This is a genomic window from Microbispora cellulosiformans (genome assembly GCF_008728085.1).
In the GTDB taxonomy this organism is placed as follows: Bacteria; Actinomycetota; Actinomycetes; order Streptosporangiales; family Streptosporangiaceae; genus Microbispora; species Microbispora amethystogenes.
This window is the reverse complement of sequence record NZ_VYTZ01000003.1, coordinates 589396-606547: the sequence shown is the minus strand read 5'-3', so window position 1 is coordinate 606547 and position 17152 is coordinate 589396. Positions and strand designations below refer to the sequence as shown.

17 protein-coding genes and 1 tRNA gene are annotated in these 17152 nt (G+C 67.6%); 6 read left to right on the top strand and 12 right to left on the bottom strand.

All coding sequences use genetic code 11. From position 1 onward, the window contains the following. Window positions 1–2: 2 nt before the first annotated feature. The 4 genes from F5972_RS10770 to F5972_RS10755 form a co-directional block, all read right to left on the bottom strand. Window positions 3–815 carry a hypothetical protein gene (locus F5972_RS10770; protein ID WP_150933292.1) on the bottom strand — a complete coding sequence of 271 codons (813 nt, stop codon included), beginning with the start codon at window positions 813–815 and terminating at the stop codon, window positions 3–5. Window positions 816–1635: 820 nt separating this feature from the next. Beyond that, the gene (locus F5972_RS10765) at window positions 1636–3078 is read right to left on the bottom strand and encodes a relaxase/mobilization nuclease domain-containing protein (RefSeq protein WP_150933290.1); all 1443 of its coding nucleotides are present in this window, start codon (window positions 3076–3078) and stop codon (window positions 1636–1638) included. Continuing rightward, window positions 3075–3509 (bottom strand): plasmid mobilization protein, encoded by a 435-nt coding sequence (locus tag F5972_RS10760; protein WP_150933288.1) that lies wholly within the window; start codon window positions 3507–3509, stop codon window positions 3075–3077. The genes F5972_RS10765 and F5972_RS10760 overlap by 4 nt, the downstream gene beginning before the upstream one ends. Before the next feature lie 172 nt (window positions 3510–3681). Then, entirely contained in the window at window positions 3682–4947 is a 1266-nt protein-coding gene (locus F5972_RS10755; RefSeq protein ID WP_225311334.1) for a DUF4041 domain-containing protein, read from the bottom strand. Window positions 4948–5566: 619 nt separating this feature from the next. Here F5972_RS10755 and F5972_RS10750 point away from each other — a divergent pair. Next, window positions 5567–5788: a hypothetical protein gene (locus F5972_RS10750; RefSeq protein WP_142575038.1), complete on the top strand. Its 222-nt coding sequence runs from the start codon at window positions 5567–5569 to the stop codon at window positions 5786–5788. Between the two features lie 53 nt (window positions 5789–5841). Here the strand turns inward: F5972_RS10750 and F5972_RS10745 are convergent, their stop codons facing one another. From F5972_RS10745 to F5972_RS10720, 6 genes are all read right to left on the bottom strand, one after another. Beyond that, entirely contained in the window at window positions 5842–6204 is a 363-nt protein-coding gene (locus F5972_RS10745; protein ID WP_150933286.1) for a hypothetical protein, read from the bottom strand. A 242-nt stretch (window positions 6205–6446) separates the two neighbouring features. Next, entirely contained in the window at window positions 6447–6890 is a 444-nt protein-coding gene (locus F5972_RS10740; protein WP_150933284.1) for a GH3 auxin-responsive promoter family protein, read from the bottom strand. Window positions 6891–6930: 40 nt separating this feature from the next. Further along, window positions 6931–7995 carry a hypothetical protein gene (locus F5972_RS37995; RefSeq protein ID WP_211591410.1) on the bottom strand — a complete coding sequence of 355 codons (1065 nt, stop codon included), beginning with the start codon at window positions 7993–7995 and terminating at the stop codon, window positions 6931–6933. Window positions 7996–8051: 56 nt separating this feature from the next. Then, complete coding sequence (locus F5972_RS10730; protein ID WP_150933282.1) at window positions 8052–10022, bottom strand: hypothetical protein; 1971 nt, start codon at window positions 10020–10022, stop codon at window positions 8052–8054. After that, window positions 10019–10735, bottom strand: a complete 717-nt coding sequence (locus F5972_RS10725) for a toll/interleukin-1 receptor domain-containing protein (RefSeq protein WP_150933280.1) — start codon at window positions 10733–10735, stop codon at window positions 10019–10021. Before F5972_RS10725 ends, F5972_RS10730 begins: the two co-directional genes overlap by 4 nt. Before the next feature lie 15 nt (window positions 10736–10750). Further along, on the bottom strand, window positions 10751–12040 hold the full coding sequence (locus F5972_RS10720) for a helix-turn-helix domain-containing protein (protein ID WP_225311333.1): 1290 nt from the start codon (window positions 12038–12040) through the stop codon (window positions 10751–10753). Between the two features lie 541 nt (window positions 12041–12581). Here F5972_RS10720 and F5972_RS10715 point away from each other — a divergent pair. Next, window positions 12582–13772: a 3'-5' exonuclease gene (locus F5972_RS10715; protein ID WP_263641814.1), complete on the top strand. Its 1191-nt coding sequence runs from the start codon at window positions 12582–12584 to the stop codon at window positions 13770–13772. A 237-nt stretch (window positions 13773–14009) separates the two neighbouring features. Here F5972_RS10715 and F5972_RS10710 read toward each other — a convergent pair. Further along, window positions 14010–14083 (bottom strand) — tRNA-Pro (locus tag F5972_RS10710). A gap of 91 nt (window positions 14084–14174) precedes the next feature. Here F5972_RS10710 and F5972_RS10705 point away from each other — a divergent pair. Then, window positions 14175–14621, top strand: coding sequence for a hypothetical protein (locus tag F5972_RS10705; protein WP_150933275.1), 447 nt, complete (start codon window positions 14175–14177; stop codon window positions 14619–14621). 92 nt (window positions 14622–14713) lie between these two features. Here F5972_RS10705 and F5972_RS10700 read toward each other — a convergent pair whose 3' ends face one another. Further along, window positions 14714–15052, bottom strand: a complete 339-nt coding sequence (locus F5972_RS10700; protein WP_150933273.1) for a DUF6458 family protein — start codon at window positions 15050–15052, stop codon at window positions 14714–14716. Between the two features lie 118 nt (window positions 15053–15170). On the opposite strand from F5972_RS10700, the gene F5972_RS10695 reads away from it, so the two are divergent. Genes F5972_RS10695 through F5972_RS10690 form a run of 3 tightly spaced genes read left to right on the top strand, consistent with a single transcriptional unit; the run spans window position 15171 to window position 17096 of the window. Next, window positions 15171–15890 (top strand): hypothetical protein, encoded by a 720-nt coding sequence (locus F5972_RS10695; protein WP_225311332.1) that lies wholly within the window; start codon window positions 15171–15173, stop codon window positions 15888–15890. A gap of 2 nt (window positions 15891–15892) precedes the next feature. After that, complete coding sequence (locus tag F5972_RS37120) at window positions 15893–16900, top strand: hypothetical protein (RefSeq protein WP_191910052.1); 1008 nt, start codon at window positions 15893–15895, stop codon at window positions 16898–16900. Window positions 16901–16907: 7 nt separating this feature from the next. Next, entirely contained in the window at window positions 16908–17096 is a 189-nt protein-coding gene (locus F5972_RS10690; protein ID WP_150933272.1) for a hypothetical protein, read from the top strand. The last annotated feature ends 56 nt before the right edge of the window (window positions 17097–17152 follow it).

Below are 17152 nucleotides of genomic sequence, written 5' to 3'. Positions count from 1 at the left end.
CGTCAATCACCGCCGGCCAGATGCCGAACCGCGTCGGACTGGCTGCAGATCGCCAGGCGATGCGCGGTCCAGGCGGGGGCCGAGCGTCCTTCCAGGTTCAGGATGACGCCGCTTTCGTCGACCGTGCAGGTGATGCCATACGGCCAGTCGCCGAGGAAGACCCCCAAGATCAGATCCTCCGTACCGCCCTGGACGATTCGGTGCAGCCGCTCAGCTGCGGCACCCGGCGAGGCGATGACGAACAACCATGACTGACCCTCCGGGACTCCCGCGGCCGTACGCTGCCCGCTTCGCCTGACGATCTCCACCTCCAGCTCGGTCACCACCTCCTGCAAGGTGTCGAGCACCACGAGCCCCGGGTCCGCCGCGCGTATTGCTTCCTCGCCGAACAGGCGCACTGCGTCTTCGTGCGGCATGAGTACGCGAGCCGCCATATGACGCCCGGCCAGCAGCTCCAAGACCATCGCACGCGTCACGTTCTCCGCGCCCGGGCCGGTGAGTCCCGTCCCGTTCATTGCCGACAGCGCGACGAGGTAGCCCAAACTCGTCGACTCCTGTTCGAGCATGGAGTCGAGCGTTGTGACGGGCACATCATCGTCGGCCCTTATGACGGTGACCGACTCTGCCGAGGCCTCCACCGGCGGGAACGGCAACGTGTCCCTCACCTCGCTGTAGCGAACCAGTCGATCGCCCTGCCTGGTCAGACGGGTATGCCGCCACCACATCACCGCAGCGCCGACGCACTGACGTCGTCGGTGGTAGGCGATGGCGAGCACAAGCAGCGCGGCGAGGCCCGCAGGAATCGTCAGGGGCAACGTCGACGCCGACGACTCCAGGGCAGTGTTGGCTGCGGAGGGTGCCGGCGTTTCGGTGAGCGTCGGCCGCGGCGCCGGGCTCCTCTTTGGCCGCGTCAAAGTCTTGGCTGAGGGCGTTCGAGGGTTGATTGCCGTTGGCCGGTGGCCAAGCCCGCGTCTCGCCGCCACTTCCTCTAGCACCAGCGGCTTCTCCCTCGTGGCCGTTGCTGCAGGGCTCACCGCAGGATGGGCTGACATCCTCCGGTGGTCGCGCCGTGGCCGATTCCGGACGTGATGCTCCTCCGCTTCACGGTCACGGTTGACGGGTGCCACCGCCTCCAACTTCTCGGGACTCTTTGTAGCCATGGGAGAAGGTGCGGCGGCTGGAGCAGTTGTCGGCTGCCGCGGAACCTGCGGAAGTCGTACGACCTGTTGGGGCTGCTCCGGGGCCGGTCGGGATGCCTGCCCGCGCCACGAGTCCCGTACGGCGCGGCCCACGTCGATGCTGTTGCCGGCGAGCCAGTTCTGCACCTCGCGCTGCATGGCCGCACACAACTTCGTGTTGTCGACGTACCGGCCTGCCGTACCGGTCAGGTGCGGGCAGCCGGGCGGCGGGTCCGCCTGAGCCGTCCCCGCCACGGCCAGCGCTGCGGCGCCTGCCAGCACTCCTGCGGCAGCCGACCGCCACATCGCCGTCCGGCCTCGGAACGGATTGCTGGCTGTCACGACGGCACCCCCGGGTCGATCACGAAGCGAAGATGATCAACCACGATAGGCAGCTACGCCGGTGTAACAGCGCAGCTCACAGCCGAGTCGCACGAGCAAAATAACGATCTCCCAGCTACCTATGCCGAGGTGAGGCGGACGGTGCCGAAGGACCGGCGGAACGCCCGGACGAGCGAGGATTCTGGCCGGTATCCGCGCCGAGCGGTCTGGCGACGGGTTGGGGGAAGTCCGCCGCGGCCAGCCGTACCGGAGCGCCTGCCGCAGGTGACACCACGGCGAGGTGTTGCGCCGCCGCTCGTGCCGCGATCGCCTGGGCCATCCTGCCCTGGGCCGTCCGGAGCTCGGCCACCGCGGCGACCAGCGCCGCAATGTCGGCGATGAGCGATCCCCTGGACCCGCGCGTCCCGGCAGCGAGCCTTCGCACGGCCCTCCGCAGCTCCAGCCCTGCTCGTGTCGGGGGCGGAATCCGCGCGTACGGCTCCCGCGCGGCGCGATCGAAGGCCTCTGCGGCGTTGTGCAGCCTCCGGTCCTTCAGCAGGCGCGCCGCGACATGCAGCAGGTCAGAGGTGGCACCCGGCACGTCCGCCGCGCCGCACGGTTCGCCGGCTGTGGCTTCACGCAGCTGCGCGGCGGCCTTCCGGGCCGCCGTCGTCACCAGCTCCCAGATCTCCCGACGTTCGTCCGCGCCCGTTCCGCCGGGGTGGTGATCGCTTCCGCTGCTCCACCGCGCGCGGAGTTTCGGAAGAGTGAGATCGGCGGCGAGCCTGCCACCGCCGAACCACACCAGCTCGCCGACGCGGTTGCGATGCTCCGGCAACGCCACCGCGTACCCCGTCACCTCGCCGGGATTGCGCTGGCTCATCCGCTGCCGCACCAGCACGCCCGCGGCGTCCAACGACCGGAAGAACTCCTCTTCCGAGGCCGCTCCGGCGGCTGCGGTGACGACGTGCTGCCGCAGCACCGTCCGCGGCACCTCGTCCCACCCGCGCCGCCGGGTCTGTTCCGTCTCGCTGCGGGTCAGCCGGCGCGCCGCAGTTCGGTCTCCAGGTGCGGTCAGGCGCAGGCCGTACCGGCGCTCGGCGGCCTGGCAGGCCTCCCGTACCCGGTAGAAGTCGTTCCAGGTCCGGGGCTTGGTGCCGTCCTGGCGGGCGAGCGTAGCGACGATATGGATGTGGTCGTCGGCGTGCCGCACGGCGACCCAGCGCACTCCGTCGTCATCGTCGGCCGGCGCGAGACCGGTGCGGGTCATGATCTCCTGGGCGACCTGCGCCCACTCGTCATCGCTCAGGATGCGGTCCTGGCGTGCGGCACGGGCGACGCAGTGCCACACCGGCTCGGCGTACCCGCGCTCCCCCAGCGCGGCGAGCGGCTGGTTGAGCAATCCGATCAGATTTCGGAAATCCCGCCCGCCTTCCGTACGGAGCGACGGCTCCAGCTCGGCCGGATGCCGCCATCCGGCGACGATGTGCGGGTTGACGTGCTCGTTGGCCCGGCCAGGGCCGTACAGGTAATACAGCAACCCGCCGACGCGGCGCCCGCGCATCACCTTTCCGATCACCGGATCGTCTTCCGGACCGCTTCCGCGATTCCGTCCAGGCGCTGCACCGAGCGCAAGCACGCGGCGGCGTACGGAACGAGGTTGCCGGGATCAGTGCCGGTCGCGTTGAGCGCAGCGACGGCCTGGTTGAGGTTGACCCCGATGCGGCGCACTTGGCCGGCGGCGTGCATCAGCTCGATCAGCGCCTCGCGCAGCGGGTCCGGCATCGGCGGGTTCACCATCCGCGCCGCCGCGAGGGCCGCCTCAGCCGCGTACGCCCCGTGCGCCAGCCCAAGACGTTGCGCGGCCGTGCGGAAGTCGGCGTACTCCTCCTCGGTCAGAACGAACTTCACCACGTGCGGCCGCGGCACCGCCTGGCGTTGCCGCCGCTGCCGCACCTGTTTGGACCCCGTGCTGGACCCGGTGTCCTCTCCCCCATCGGACATGCTCATGACCGCTCCCCCGACGACCGCGCCCGGTCGCAATCGATCAGAACCCACCCCCGACCGGTAGCGGGAGTGGGCGGTTCTGATCACGAATGTCCCCCGCTGCATCCCGCCGGATGCAGCGGTAATGGGACATTACGAATATCTTGCTCCCGCCCTGCGGGCCGCCCTGCGGGACTCAGACTGCGGGTGCAGTGCCGTGAGCCGACTGCCGCCATTCCAACGCCTCGGGCACATCGCGGTACTCCAGCAGGTGCTGGCCGGCGATCTTCTCCAGCAGGTCGCGGACCTCCGCTGGTGTGGCGTAGAAGAACTCACGGCGAGTGTTGACCTTGTTGACGCGCCGCTCGCGCAGTTCGTCGTGGAGCCGGCCTTCGAGGGAGACGGCGTCGTCGCTGAAGATCAGCGCGTGGGTGTCGAACTTGAACGGCACCGAGGCGTCCCCCAGCTCGCGCACCCGGTCTTCGGGTTCCAGCCGCCGGGTCATGCCGATCTTCACGACGTTCTCGCCGAACGCGCCGATGTTGGAGATCACATACACATAGCCCGCCCGGATGTTGGCCTCGCGCGCCTCCACATCGGCGACCGCGGCGCCGATCTCCTCCAGCTTCGCCTTCAGCTCCTCCGCGCCCGCCGTGTCGCCGTTCGCCAGCAGCTTCGCCAGCGCGGTGCGGTAGTGGGACTCCTCCTTGCGCAGCCGGGCCTTCTCACGTTCGAACTCCCGGCGCGCGGCCTCCTCCTCCCGCTGCCGCTCCCGCTGCGCGCGGACCTGTTCCTTTTCCTCCTCGACCTTGGCCAGGTAGTCGGCGGTCAGCTGCAGCTCGTACACCCGTAAGCGGTGGTAGTCGTCGCCGACCTGGATGTGCATCGTCTTGCCGAGCTTGACGATGGCCTCGCCGGCCTTGCTCAGCCGGTCGATCGCCGACTGCAGCTTGTACGGCCGCATCGTGCGTACGCAGTTGTCAGCCTCGGCGTTGTAGGCGCGCAGCATCAGCTTGGAAAAGTCCCGCACCATCCGCCGCCCCTCGGCAGCGGAGCCGTTGACCGTCCAGTTCGTCGCGCCCAGCACCGCCTGCCCGGCGCGGGCCATGCTCTTGATTTTGTCCTTGACCTCGGCCAGCTTCGCCTTGTACGCGACCGCATCGCCCAGGGGATGCTGGTACTCATAGACACCGACCTCCTGCAGCAGGGCGACGTCCTCGGTCCGCACGACCTGCGCCTCGATCTCCTGCAGCCGGTGATCGGCGTCCTGGATCGCCGCCTGCAATCGGACCTGTTCCACGCGCAGTTGCTCGGTCGCGGCGGTGATCTGCATCGCGTCCAAGCCGCCGAGCCGCTCGACCCACTCCCGCAGCTGGGCGTTCTCCGCTTCCAGCCGCTTCTTGCCACCGAACAACCCGCCGCCGGAACGTTCCGGAACCGGAACTACGGGAGCCTCACGCACCGGTATGGCGTGACGACCGTTCGGCCCAGTATGAGCAGGTGCAGGCGGCGGAACGGGTGCGTGAGCGGGCGGGGCGTCGGCCACCCAGAACTGCCAGCCCGCCGGGGGCGGAGGCCAGGACGGGTCCGGCTGCCATCCAGGAGGAGGCCGCCATCCAGAAGGCGGAGCCGGCCACCCCGGCGGCGAGTTGAACCGGTACTCCGTCATCAGCGCCCTCCCTCGCGTCAACCCGGCTGGTCACCGGTCGAGAAGGAGGACGGCCACCTGATAACGACGGTGCACGGAGATTCGGCGGCCACAGGCAACTGTGATCGAACCGTGAGCACGGGACGCGTCCGGCAGAAGCGGCACGCACGCCTGGCTGCCGGGGTTGGCTGGCAGGCAGCACGGCGAACGTGGTCGAGCGAGGCGATACAGCGAACCGGAGGGGCACCGCGGATCAACCGGCCGGAGTTCCAGCTTCCAGAGCGATTCCGCCTCACGCATCGACAAAATCGGCAACAATGCGCTTGCAAGATATTACAAAGAGTAATCAGCGCACGAATGGCGGCGACCCGCGAGGCAACTCCCAGACCGCCGTCAGTCACATCCGCACTGCTCTGAAGGATATTGAGGCGGCGTGAACCACCCCTGGGTCATCTACCTGCGAGCATGCCTCGCCGTTCGGATACAACGCGCACGAACGGCCCCCACACGCGGAGCCTCGGCCGTCGAGTGGGTCATCATCACGGCCATCATCGCTGGCGTCGCACTGGGCTTGGCCACCCTGATCAAAACCGTGGTGGAACAGAAGCAAGGCGAGATCCAGCAGACCCTCGGAGGCGGCAGCACAGGTGCGTGACCCCGAACCTCCGGTCCGCCATTATCGCCTCGGCGCTCATCATGCGCGGTCGGTCAACGACCGCCCGGCCACACCGCCGCCCTGCAGGCACCCCATTTCACGCGCTTGTCCGTACCGATCTGCCCCTGACAGAGCTTGAAGACCTTCACCGATCCGAACAGGGAACTGTCGGTCGCGCAACCACCCTGCGGCGCCCGCACCTCAAACGGCTTCCGCGCATCGACGGGATTGTCGTTGTGCCAAACAGCCTTGTAAGCCAGGTTGTCCACCTTGGTGTCGCACACCTTGATCATCGATCGATCGGCCGGCACGGTCACCCGACCGTCACCGTAAGCATCGTTCCAGCCAGGCGTCCCCGCCAACGCCGCTCCGGCTGAGCCCAGAACCAGCGTCCCGACGACTAGCGTGACCGACACCCACCCTGCTCGCGATCTCATACATCCCCCCGATAATCACTCGCAGGGAATCACTTTATGTAGTCGATCTAGCACGTCAAGCACTTCCGTGGCCGTGTCGATGGGGCAAGGCTCTGGACGGTAGGCAGCGCCTCAAGGAGGCGCCTGCCCTAGGTGAACCGAGTGATGCGCTGCCGACCCGCAGCGTTGGGGCTACTTCAAGGGATCGGTCGATCGGAGGAAAAGTCACGGCGGCACGCACCTCATCCCCCGTCTGCCCCCTCAGGGGCTTTGGGCAGGTGGAAGGCCAGGCCGGATACCCGGCCTGCCTGGATCACGGGCCCGTGTTGCACTCCCCCAGTGATCACGTTGTGCACCTCTCTCAAGGGCCATGCCTCCGGCATATCCCCCGCTGTCAGCAGGCGTCGCAGGTCCTCGGCGAGGGCAGGCTCAGCCTGGAGCAGATCCTGCAGCCAGGCGCGCCATACACCTTCGACAGCCGCCACGAGCTGCCCGTCTCGCGATCCGCCGGCCTGCAGCAACTCAGTGCGAGAAACATCGAGGTCGTGCGCCACCTGTTCGGTCGCCCTTCCTCGGGCGAGCATCCGGGCGATGCCGTCCTTCACCTCCGTCCACGCATCGGAGACCATGAGGCCGACCAGTGTCGCCGCCCCCGAACTCGCCAGTGCCATCAGCTCAGCCTCCACCACTGGCCCCCTTCCTGCTTGTCGCGGTCCATCGGCGGGTTCATCGATCCGGCTCATCGTCCGGTGGGGCGGGCGGGGGATCGAAGTCGTCGAAGAGAGAAGCAGTGGGTATGTCGAATCGATTGTTGAGCTCGTCGGCCACATCCTGCCTGCCGTGCTTACGTAAGACGTCGGATATCTGCCGGGAAAGGAGCGCTCGTTCGGGATCGCCTTCTGAGAGGTCCATCGACAGAAGAAAGGCACCGAAGTGGTCGGCAGGCGTTCGGGGTGCCGATGTGGGTGGGCCCGCTTCCCCGTTCATCGAATAGGGCTCCGATTCGGTGGCCCGCCCCCCGTTCACCGGCCCTGAGACCAGGTGCAAGAAGGGCTCGGGTACGTGCGCGTTGTTAGCAGCAGAGGAGAGCTGAGCGAGCAGCCCGATGTCCTTCACGGTCTTCTCAACGTGGTCGTCGTTTTTGGCGAGCCACCAGACCACCGCGCTGCCGGGGTCCTTCAGCACGTTCTCGCTCAGGTACGCACGTCTGCTCTGCTGATACCTCATCTCGTGCTCCCAGACGGCGTTCTCCTTGCGCGTCGATGCGAGCTTGGCGAGCCGTTCGCGGTCGTCCTCCGAGAGCGTGAGGGTGACCGATTCGGCCATCACACGAAGGCAGCCCGTGTCGTCCAACTCCATCCGGCCCAAAGCCCCGCTGAGCTCATGCTGAACGAGTGACGCGCGGCCGGGTGGCCTGTTCTCCGTGATCCTCCGCGCACGTGTCAGGATGGTCTCCGCCGCGAGAGCCTCGGCGTTGACGAACGACTCGCCCGTTCCCACCCCGGTCGTCGACCAGCGAACCATGGCGGAGAACACGAAGTCGTAGTCGTCCCAAGCGCTCGGCAGGGCAACCTCGGCGATGCGCTGCTCTCTGCGTTCCGTGGGTGGGACCGGCGGCGGAACGGCGTACGTCACCGACGGCTCGGCATGACGGCGCATCATCTTCACGATGGCCAAGCAAACCGCCCCGAGCACCACGAGCAGGAGGGCACCGAGCCACAGCGGCTGGGGAGCGAAGAGGATGAGGGCGACGAGGATCAGTCCAGAGAAGACGACGAGGTAAATCGTCACGGTTGTACGGCCAGAAGTCATGGGACGCCTTCCTGCATATGTCACGAGGGCTGAGCTCACGCCACCTGAACACCTTGGGCAATGTTGATCTTTTGCAGCACGCGGTCACGAAACCACACCTCGGACTCATCCGGAGGAGGCAGGGAACGTTCCAGCTCACTGGCCATGACGTACAGCCGGGCCAGGGCGTCCGTACGCCGGGCGCCGCCGTCGATCAGCACGTCGAGAAGCGCGTCCTGGTACGGCCCTCCTGCGCCGGCAGCAAGGAGCCATCGCCTGGCCGCAGGACTCCACGCGTCCTCGGGCCGTCGCCCGAAGACCACGTCCCAGCCATTCGTCAACTGCTTCCGTACGGCTTCCTGGGTGACGAGGCTCCTGCTCCGGCCCTCTGTAGCAGTCAGCAGGCCCGGGTCGGTCATCTCCAGGAAGAGGTCGGGATCGGCCTCGTATGTGTTGTTACCGCTGAACTGATAGTCGAGCCGGTCGAACATCAGCCGGAGGAGACGCCGGTCCGCGCGTACGAGCTGGATGAGAGCGTCGCGTGCGCGTGTGGTCCCCTGATGTTCCCGCCTCGCCATGTGGTGCAGGCGGACCACCGCTTCGTAGGGGTGATGCACGGCCATCACCTCGGTGCAGAGGGAGATGATCACCTCGGCGAGGGCGTCGGGCAGACCGGTCCTGGTGGACCACTCGTAGATTTGACGCCGGAAGAACCACCCCTGTCGCTGGTCCTGCAGGGCTTTCGTCAGAAGCTGTACCGCTGCTCGCGTCCCGGCTCGGTTCGCCGCTTTCGCCGTCCACGTGAGCACCAAGGGAACGAGCATCTGCCGGTAGCGGTCCTGCAGGCACAACTCCGTGAAGCGCTCGACCAGCTGATCTCTGTCCGCTTCTGTTAGCTCCGTCGACATGACGGTCGTCCCGACCCATTCGAGCAGGGCCTGCCGCAGGTCCGGCAGCTGCGTCCAGGAGTACACCCGGACGGCCCTGTCGAACTCCAGGACCTTGAATCGCACGCAGCCCTTCCCGTCCCGTTCTGCGCCGATCTCGCGGAACCGCTCAACGAGGCCCGCATGCTGCAGCACCGGGAGGTCTTCCTGCGGATGGCCCACTGTGGCCAGCAGCGACACGGCCGCGTTGTGGACGGCGTCGGCGTGCGCTCCGTGCAGCATCGCGGTGGCGAGTAGCAGGGCGCGCAACGATCCGTCCTGCAGTTCGCGGAGGCTATCTGCTACTTCTGCCTCCCGCCCGCCCAGAGCGGCGTACGCCTCCTGGCACCAGGCGGCGTAATCCTCGGCTCCCCCGGCCTTCGCCCGCGCATCGATGACGAGCCCCGCGAAACGAGCGATGTCCTCCATCGGCGGGCGCCGGCCCAGGAACGCCGCAACCACAGCGGGAGCGGGTTGGCTGATCACCCCAGGGGCGAGGCCGTTCCGGCGCAGGTAACGCCGCAGTACCTCCAGCTCCTGCGGGCGACCGATCATCACCCGGTACGGCACAAGCGCCGGCACCAGGCGTGTGGCTCTGCCGTATGGGAGCAGGACAACGAGACGGGCCTGGTGCCTGTAGACCTCGGCCCGCACGGAGTGAAGCTCTTCGTGAGCCCTCACCCAGACTTTCTCCTCGACCTCGGACAGGTCGAGCAGCAACAGGGTGTCATAGGCGATGCCGTCGAGAGCGAGGAGGGGCCTGCTCTCGTCATCGTTCAGCGGCAACTCCCGGAACGTGTCCTCGCCCGTACGCAGCTCATGCAACAGCATCTGCGCGGCCGCCACCCGGCCGCTGCCCGGTGCCCCGTCGAGCAGGACGGTTCTCTGCGAGGCAAGGATTTCCCGTGCCTGGCCGAACCCGGGAGGAGGGACGAAGTTCCTGCGCAGCCACAGCAGGTGATCCGCAGCGAAGCTCCTGAACGGCTGTCCCTGGCGGTCCGCGAGCGTGTTGAAGTAGTTGTTGTGAACGTGCAGGTCCCCCGGGCCCATGTGCATCTGCGCGTGACGGGTGAAGACGGAATGCTGGAACTGATCGCTCAACGGTCGTCCTCGCTCTTGTCCGAGCCGCCGGACGTGTGACGAATTCCCCCCTCATTGTTCCCTTGCACGTAGGTCGCCCCCGGACCGGAGAAGTGCGGGGAGTTGTTGTACTGGTTCCCTTTGCCCATGTGGATCGGCCCTTGATTCCCCTTCACGACCGTGCCCACGTCGCCGTGGATGTCCCGGCTCTGCACGCCCGTGCCGTGCACGTCCCTCATCTGGTTGTGCACCATGTCAGGGCGTTCGGCAGTAGTACGGTCGTGAAGCGTGGGCACCAGTTCGACCAGCGCCTTCGCGATCCGGGTCAGGCCCGACTCGGCATCCTGAAGATCGAGTCGGATGGACTGGTAATCGGCGAGCCGGCCGAGCTCCGTGGGAAGTTCCGAGGACCTGAGCCGTTCGGTCCTACGGCCGTCGAGGACGGGAATCACAGGAACGCCGTAAGCGAGGGCCTCCAAGATCTCCCTGCGGACCCAGTCGTTCTCATTCCGCAGCGCGGGAGCACCGGCCCAGTCCGGCCCGATCACGGCGACCAGCGCGGAGCAGCTCCGGACGTTGTCGAGCAGTTCCGCGGGATAGGGCGATCCCGGCTTGATGGACTTGGACGCACGGAAGACTTTGTCCTCACCGAAGCGGTGCGACAGCTCTCTGTCGATCACGGCCGCGGTCTTGTCCCCGTCTCCCGTCCGGTAGTTGACGAACACCTCGGGCATTGCGGGTTCTCCTTTCTAAGGCGTGACGATGCGCAGCGCCGTACTGAGCTCAGGGGACAGATCACTCACCTGAGCGTTGCGCGGGTGGCGGCCCAGGACGCGGGCGAGCGAGCGGAGGTCAGCGGCGATGGTGGCGGAACTCACGGTGATGGCGCCGCCCAGCAGGTCACGCGTCAGGGTGCAGGCGTGGTCCACCTCACCTGCGACGGCATAGGCGAGAGCGCGGCGCACCCCGTAACGGACCTTGGTACGAACGGCCTCAGACGCTACCCGCGCGAGCTCTCGGTCGAGGATCTCGGCGGCCTCGCGAGGACGCCCCAGATCGTGAAGGCACCAACCGGTGATCATGGCCACCGGATCGGACAGGTTTGTCGTGCCGATGACCGGCCCGTCACCATCCTCGAGCCGTGGCGTCAACAGCGTCCTGGCACGATCCAGACCGCGCATGCAGGCGTCGTAGTCGCCGTTGATCGCGTGCCCCTGAGCCTCCCGCTGCGCAGCCAGACCCCGGATGCGCGGCGGAACCTGATCGTCCTGTGCCTGCTGGGCCAGACCTATGGTCTGCGCGGCATCCTCCCGGTAGAGGGTGACCAGTGCGCGCCGCACCAGCGCATACGCCGCCAGATGCCGGTCGCCACCGGCCGCGGCCAGTTCGACCGCCCTCCGGGTCCACCACAACGCGCCCTGCTCATTGCCCGTCTCCTGTACGAGCCAACCGACGTACTCGGCGTATCGCGAGCCCAGTCTGAGCAGGCCCTGACGTGTGACCGAATCGGCGGTGACGGCGGCTTCCCTGAGCATGTGCGTCTGCGAGATGAGTGCGGGAAGCACAACCGCCGGATTGGTCACCTGTCCCAGTTGGCGGTACTGGTCGAACAGCGACCGAGAAACCCTCAGCAGTTCCACACTCCCGGCCCTCGAGCCGGTCTCGGTGCCGCCAATGCTCATGCCAGCGATGGACACCGCCCCGACGGCGAGGACCTGCCGTCGGCCCATCGGCTGGAACCAGTTTTGCCCATCCGCGGATAACCGCATCAGCCACACCTCCTCGTCGGCGCCCTCCGTTGCCTGTGGCTCAGCCACCTTGGCCTGGATCGCCGGCGCGAGCCTGACCAGGGCACCCCCGGCGTTGAGCGCGGCGTCGCAGAGGCGGACGAGGTCTCGACTCGGCGCCTTGAGCCCTCGTTCCACCTTGCTGAGCTGACCCTTGCTGTAATGGACCCGATTCGCGAGATCGGTCAGCGTGAAATTGGAGGCAATTCGCAACCTCCGAAGCTCCTGTCCGAAATGGATCGGCTGCCGCACTGTGTGAACCTCCGCACTTCCAGGCCGAACAGCCGGCCCCACAAATCTGCGACGGCAGCAGCCGCCCGGACAAGGTCGGTATCGTTGTTTCCCGTTTCCACTTTTGCAGCCAACTGGAAACAGCACCATATGAAGACCCTGGGCGACCGGTTCTCCCGCGAGATGGGCGGGCGTGATCGGCTGGCAGCGTCCTGAGGCGGTCCCATCGACTTCGACGGCACTAGCAGGTCATCCGATAACTCGCGTAACCAAAACCGTGCGGAGACTCCGAAGTCGAATAGCACGGATCGAGCACCACTAACTGAACCCCCGGTGACACGGGCCAGTCCCACTCGCGCTTGGACGGCCATGCAGCTTGTAGCTGCGAGTAGTGACTCAAGAAACCGGACGGTCGGCAACACAGGCAGGTTTTAGTTCTGTGACGTCACAGGATAATTACGTTCCGGCTATCGGGCCGCGCGCGTCGCCCTGGCGTGCAATGTTGCAGGTGGGACATGGATGCAGGAGGACGCATATGGCTAGCGGGCCCACCGGTTATGCGGTGATCGACGTCGAAACCACGGGCCTCAGGCCTTCATGGCACGATCGGATTATTGAGATCGGTATCGTCCATGTCGCCTTCGATGGGCAGGTGACCGGCGAATGGACCACTCTGGTCAATCCAGAACGGGACCTGGGACCCCAGCACATTCATGGCATCACCGCGTCCGACGTCCGCCACGCTCCCACGTTCAAGGAGATTGCCGGTGCAGCCGTCGCCCTGTTGCAGGGCCGGGTACCGGTAGCGCATAACCTTCTGTTCGACGCGAGCTTCCTTCAGTACGAGTTCGCCCGTATCGGTGTTGAGTCCCCGCGTCTGCATGACGTTGGAGTGTGCACGATGGCGGAGGCTCGACGTTTCCTGCCGGGTGCGCCACGCAACCTGGCCGGCTGCTGCGCCGTTGCTGACATTCAGCTCGACGGGCACCACGACGCCCTCATCGACGCCCATGCGGCCGCGCAACTCTTACGCCGCTACCTCGAACTGTGCCACCCGGACTCTCCCTGGCCGGCGGCGCTCAAGGCCGCGGCGGACGTCACCTGGCCCTCCGTCAGCGGGACCGATGCGGTGTGGGTACGTAGGGGTGTCTCCGCCGAGCGGGATACCCACTTCCTCGCCCGCATCCTGGACCGCCTCCCCCAGGCAGCTCAGCCCACTCAGGCCGACTCTTATCTCGCCCTGCTCGACCAGGTGCTTCTGGATCGCCGCATCTCCGCTGCGGAGGCTGATGCTCTTGTCGATCTTGCAACCACGCTGGGACTGTATCGAGCCGACCTGGACCGGCTGCACCGTGACTATCTCACCGCGATCGCCCGGGCCGCCCTGGCCGACGGCGTGGTGACTGAGGCCGAGCGCCAGGAGCTCGACCTCGTCGCCACCTCGCTCCATCTGCCGCTCAGGGCCGTCGAGGACGCCCTGACCGATGCGGCCGGGACTCCCGGCGCCCTGACGACCCGGTTCGAACTGCCGCCGGGCGCTCTCGTTGTCTTCACCGGCGAGATGGACGACGGCCGTGAAGCATGGGAGCAACGAGCCCGTCAGGCTGGCTACCTCCCGCACCCCAGCGTGACCAAGAAGGTCAGCCTCCTGGTCGCCGCCGATCCGGACACCCTGTCGGGCAAGGCACGTAAGGCCCGCGTATATGGGATTCCCATCGTGACTCCTGACGCCTTCGCCCGGATGCTCGGGTGAGCCCGAAAAGCGAACGCCTTTACGTCGTAGATCAAAATGCCCTAGTTGTGAGCTACCCGTTTGCCCATTCGCGTCCCGCGCTGACGTCAGTGAGCCGGAACACGCGACAGCCTGCGGCAATGGCGGGCAGCGACGTGCCAGCAACTGACGGCTCGTCCGAGCAACAAACGAGCAACGAGAAACAGAAAAGCCGTGATCACTCTCGCGTGATCACGGCTCCGACCTGCTAGAACAGTGTCGGGACGGCGGGATTCGAACCCACGACCCCTTGACCCCCAGTCAAGTGCGCTACCAAGCTGCGCTACGTCCCGTTGCCCTGGCCTCCCCGAGCACATGCAAACCTTAGCGCAGTTTCCGGCGGTGTGCGTACATGACCGGCCGGGTCCACCTAGGCTGGTGATCATGGGGAGGAAGACGCGCATCGACCAGGAGGAGCTCGCACGGCTGGCCGCTGAGGGATGGACGAACGCACGCCTCGCCGACCACTTCGGCGTGACGGAGTCCGGCATCCTGCAGGCGAAGCGGGCAGCGGGGCTGTCGAAGCGCATGACAGACCACAGACGCGCCCTGCCGTGGACGCTCAGGCGTGAGCACAGCCAAAGCGGCCCGGCGACCAACCTGCGGAATCTTTCCGCCGTGGCCCAGGGCCGCCGGATCCCTGCGGACAAACTCAACACCGCCGTACGGTGGGCCACCCGGCTGGTCGACAACGGACTCGACATCGCCTACGACCCCGAGCGGGGTTTCCACGAGGTGCCCGCCGGAGCCGACTCCCACATCGCCCGGGTCCTCGGCGAAGCCCGCCGAGCCACCGAGCAGGCCCAGGAAGCGAGGGGCCAGGCCCGCTGAGCGACCCGCCTGGCCCGGGAGGCGCAGGCCAGGCCGCGCCAAGGGACCGGTGACGTTCACCTGTCCATGGACGCGTCCCGGCTCGCCCAGGCTCAGACGCCGTCGCGCGGAAGGGGCGTGGTCTCCTCGCGCACGTGCACGCGGCGCTCCCCCGGGTGGACGGTGCTGTGCGTCTCGGTCTCGCGCACGTGGGTGTGCGGCTCGGCCGCCGGATCCACGGTGTACATCGTGTCCGGCTCGATGGTCTCCACCGTCTCCTCCGCCACCCGCGGCCGGCGGGTGTAGCGACTGGTGAGCACCATGCCGGCGATGCCCACGAGCATGAGAATCCACCCGATCATCTGCAGGTCGATTCCAGGAACGTCCCATTTGACGGCGAACGCGAGAACCGCGCCGACCGCGATGAAGGCGAGACTGGCCCCGAAGCCCATGGCAACCTCCTCTGCTGGTCAACGGCCCTTTACCCGCAGAATCCGCGATTACGCAATGCGTGAAGCGCGTATTCCCGGGCAGTGCGGATGAACAACGCACTCACCCCTGGAGGCAGATATGACCGCCGTAGCATGGGTGGCCGTCGCGATCGTCGCCGTGCTGGTGATCCTGGCAGTCGGCTACCTGGTGTCCGTGCGCAACCGCCGGCGCCACCTGCAGGACCGGTTCGGCCCCGAATACGACCGGGCCGTACGGGAGAGCGACAGCCGCAAGGAGGCCGAGCAGGAGCTGCGCGCCCGCGAGGAGCGCCACGCCGAGCTGGACATCCGCCCGCTCGACCCGCACACCCGGGACGAGTACTCGCGGAAGTGGACCGACGTGCAGGAGCACTTCGTCGACGCTCCCGGGTTCGCCGTCACCGAGGCGGACGCCCTGGTCACCGCGGTCATGGCGGCGCGCGGCTACCCGACGGACGACTTCGAGCAGCGGCTGAGCGACCTGTCGGTGGCCCACGCGACCACTCTGGACCACTACCGCAACGCCCACGAGATCAGCAGCCGGGCCGCCCGCCAGGACGCCACCACCGAAGAGCTCCGTCAGGCGATGGTCCACTACCGGGCGCTGTTCCAGGAGCTTCTCGGCGACGGCACCGACGCTCCCGTCGACGGCCACGTGAACAGCCACACGAACGGCCACGTCGACAGCCGCGCCAACGGCCATGTGGACGCGGACGGCGCCGCGCGGAACGGCACCGCCTACACGACCGACGAGTACGACGACCACGACGGCGTCCCGGTGAACGGCCACCGGGCCGACGTGCGGAATGCGGGGCGATGACCATGCGGACGAACCGATACGACCAGCGCGACGAGGTCACCGAGCAGCCGACTCCCGAGACCTCCGAACCCCTGGAGGAGCAGGCTCGCCGCGAGCGGGCTCTCGATGACGCCAGACGGGACGAGCACGAGGGTCCCGGCCCGGTCTACGCGCCCAGCGACGCGTACGTCGCCGGCTACCGGGACGGCGCGGTCCAGGACACCACCGACGACACCACCGACGACGCCGCGTACGGCGACGGCACCGTGCGGGGCACCGGCGACGACCCTGACTACACGAACTATGCGGACAGGGACGAAACGGACCGCGCCGACAACCGCTTCCGGAACGCGCACGACCAGGCGGGCGACGACGTCCTCACGTCGTCCGAAGAGTCGCCGCATGGCTCGCTTCATGACTCGCGCCGCGGCTCCCGCCGGGACGGCGTCGAGGGCGACGTCCTCGTCGCGGGCGACCGGACCGGCGACGCCCAGACAGGCGCCTCGGCCGGGTACGAGCCCGCCGGCTACTCCACCGCCGACGGCGACGACGCGGCCGGCGCCTACGAAGACCGGCGGAGCCACGACGACGTGCACCACGGTGTCGGCGACGATGTGACCACCCCCGACGCGGACCGGAACGCCGTGACGTCCGCGGACACCGCCGCCGACGGGCCGGTGGCCTACCCCGCCACCCAGGACAGCGCGTACGCCACCACCCCGGACACCGCCGGAACCCTCGACGGGCCGGTGGCCTACCCGGCCGCGACCACGAACGCCCCGGGCACGGGGGCCGTTCTGGACGACGCGCTGGAAGGCCGGTGGCGTGAGATCAAGTCGGGGTTCGTCGACGATCCCCGTCAGTCGGTCGAGCAGGCGGACGCGCTGGTGGAGGAGGCCCTGTCGGCCTTCACCTCCCGCCGTGAGGCACTGCTCGGCCAGTGGAAGGACAACGAGCGGGGCGACACCGAGGCGCTGCGCCTGGCCCTGCACGAGTACCGCACGTTACTTGCCCAGTTGACCCGGAAGTGAGGTAACAATGCTCGCCATCGCCGCGGCGATCGTCTTCGGGATCGCCTTCCTCCTCGACCTCCTCAACGCGAGTATCGGCATCGGCATGACCGCGCTGATCGCCCTCGGCCTGTGCCTGCTCGCCCTGCACCAGGCCGGCGTCGGCACCGCGGGCGTCAACCGCGGCAGCTGGCGCGGCGGACGCGTCCGCCGCTGACCCGGTGATTCCCCACTGAAGAACTCGTCGGGGCATCGCGGGAGACGCTCCCGCGA

Bases quoted from the DNA above. Each gene is read 5' to 3' on its own strand.
- F5972_RS10760 (WP_150933288.1), bottom strand. From the start codon at position 3,509: ATGAGCATGTCCGATGGGGGAGAGGACACCGGGTCCAGCACGGGGTCC.
- F5972_RS10725 (WP_150933280.1), bottom strand. From the start codon at position 10,735: ATGCCCGAGGTGTTCGTCAACTACCGGACGGGAGACGGGGACAAGACC.
- F5972_RS10705 (WP_150933275.1), top strand. From the start codon at position 14,175: ATGGGGAGGAAGACGCGCATCGACCAGGAGGAGCTCGCACGGCTGGCC.
- F5972_RS10700 (WP_150933273.1), bottom strand. From the start codon at position 15,052: ATGGGCTTCGGGGCCAGTCTCGCCTTCATCGCGGTCGGCGCGGTTCTC.
- F5972_RS10695 (WP_225311332.1), top strand. From the start codon at position 15,171: ATGACCGCCGTAGCATGGGTGGCCGTCGCGATCGTCGCCGTGCTGGTG.
- F5972_RS37120 (WP_191910052.1), top strand. From the start codon at position 15,893: ATGCGGACGAACCGATACGACCAGCGCGACGAGGTCACCGAGCAGCCG.
- F5972_RS10690 (WP_150933272.1), top strand. From the start codon at position 16,908: ATGCTCGCCATCGCCGCGGCGATCGTCTTCGGGATCGCCTTCCTCCTC.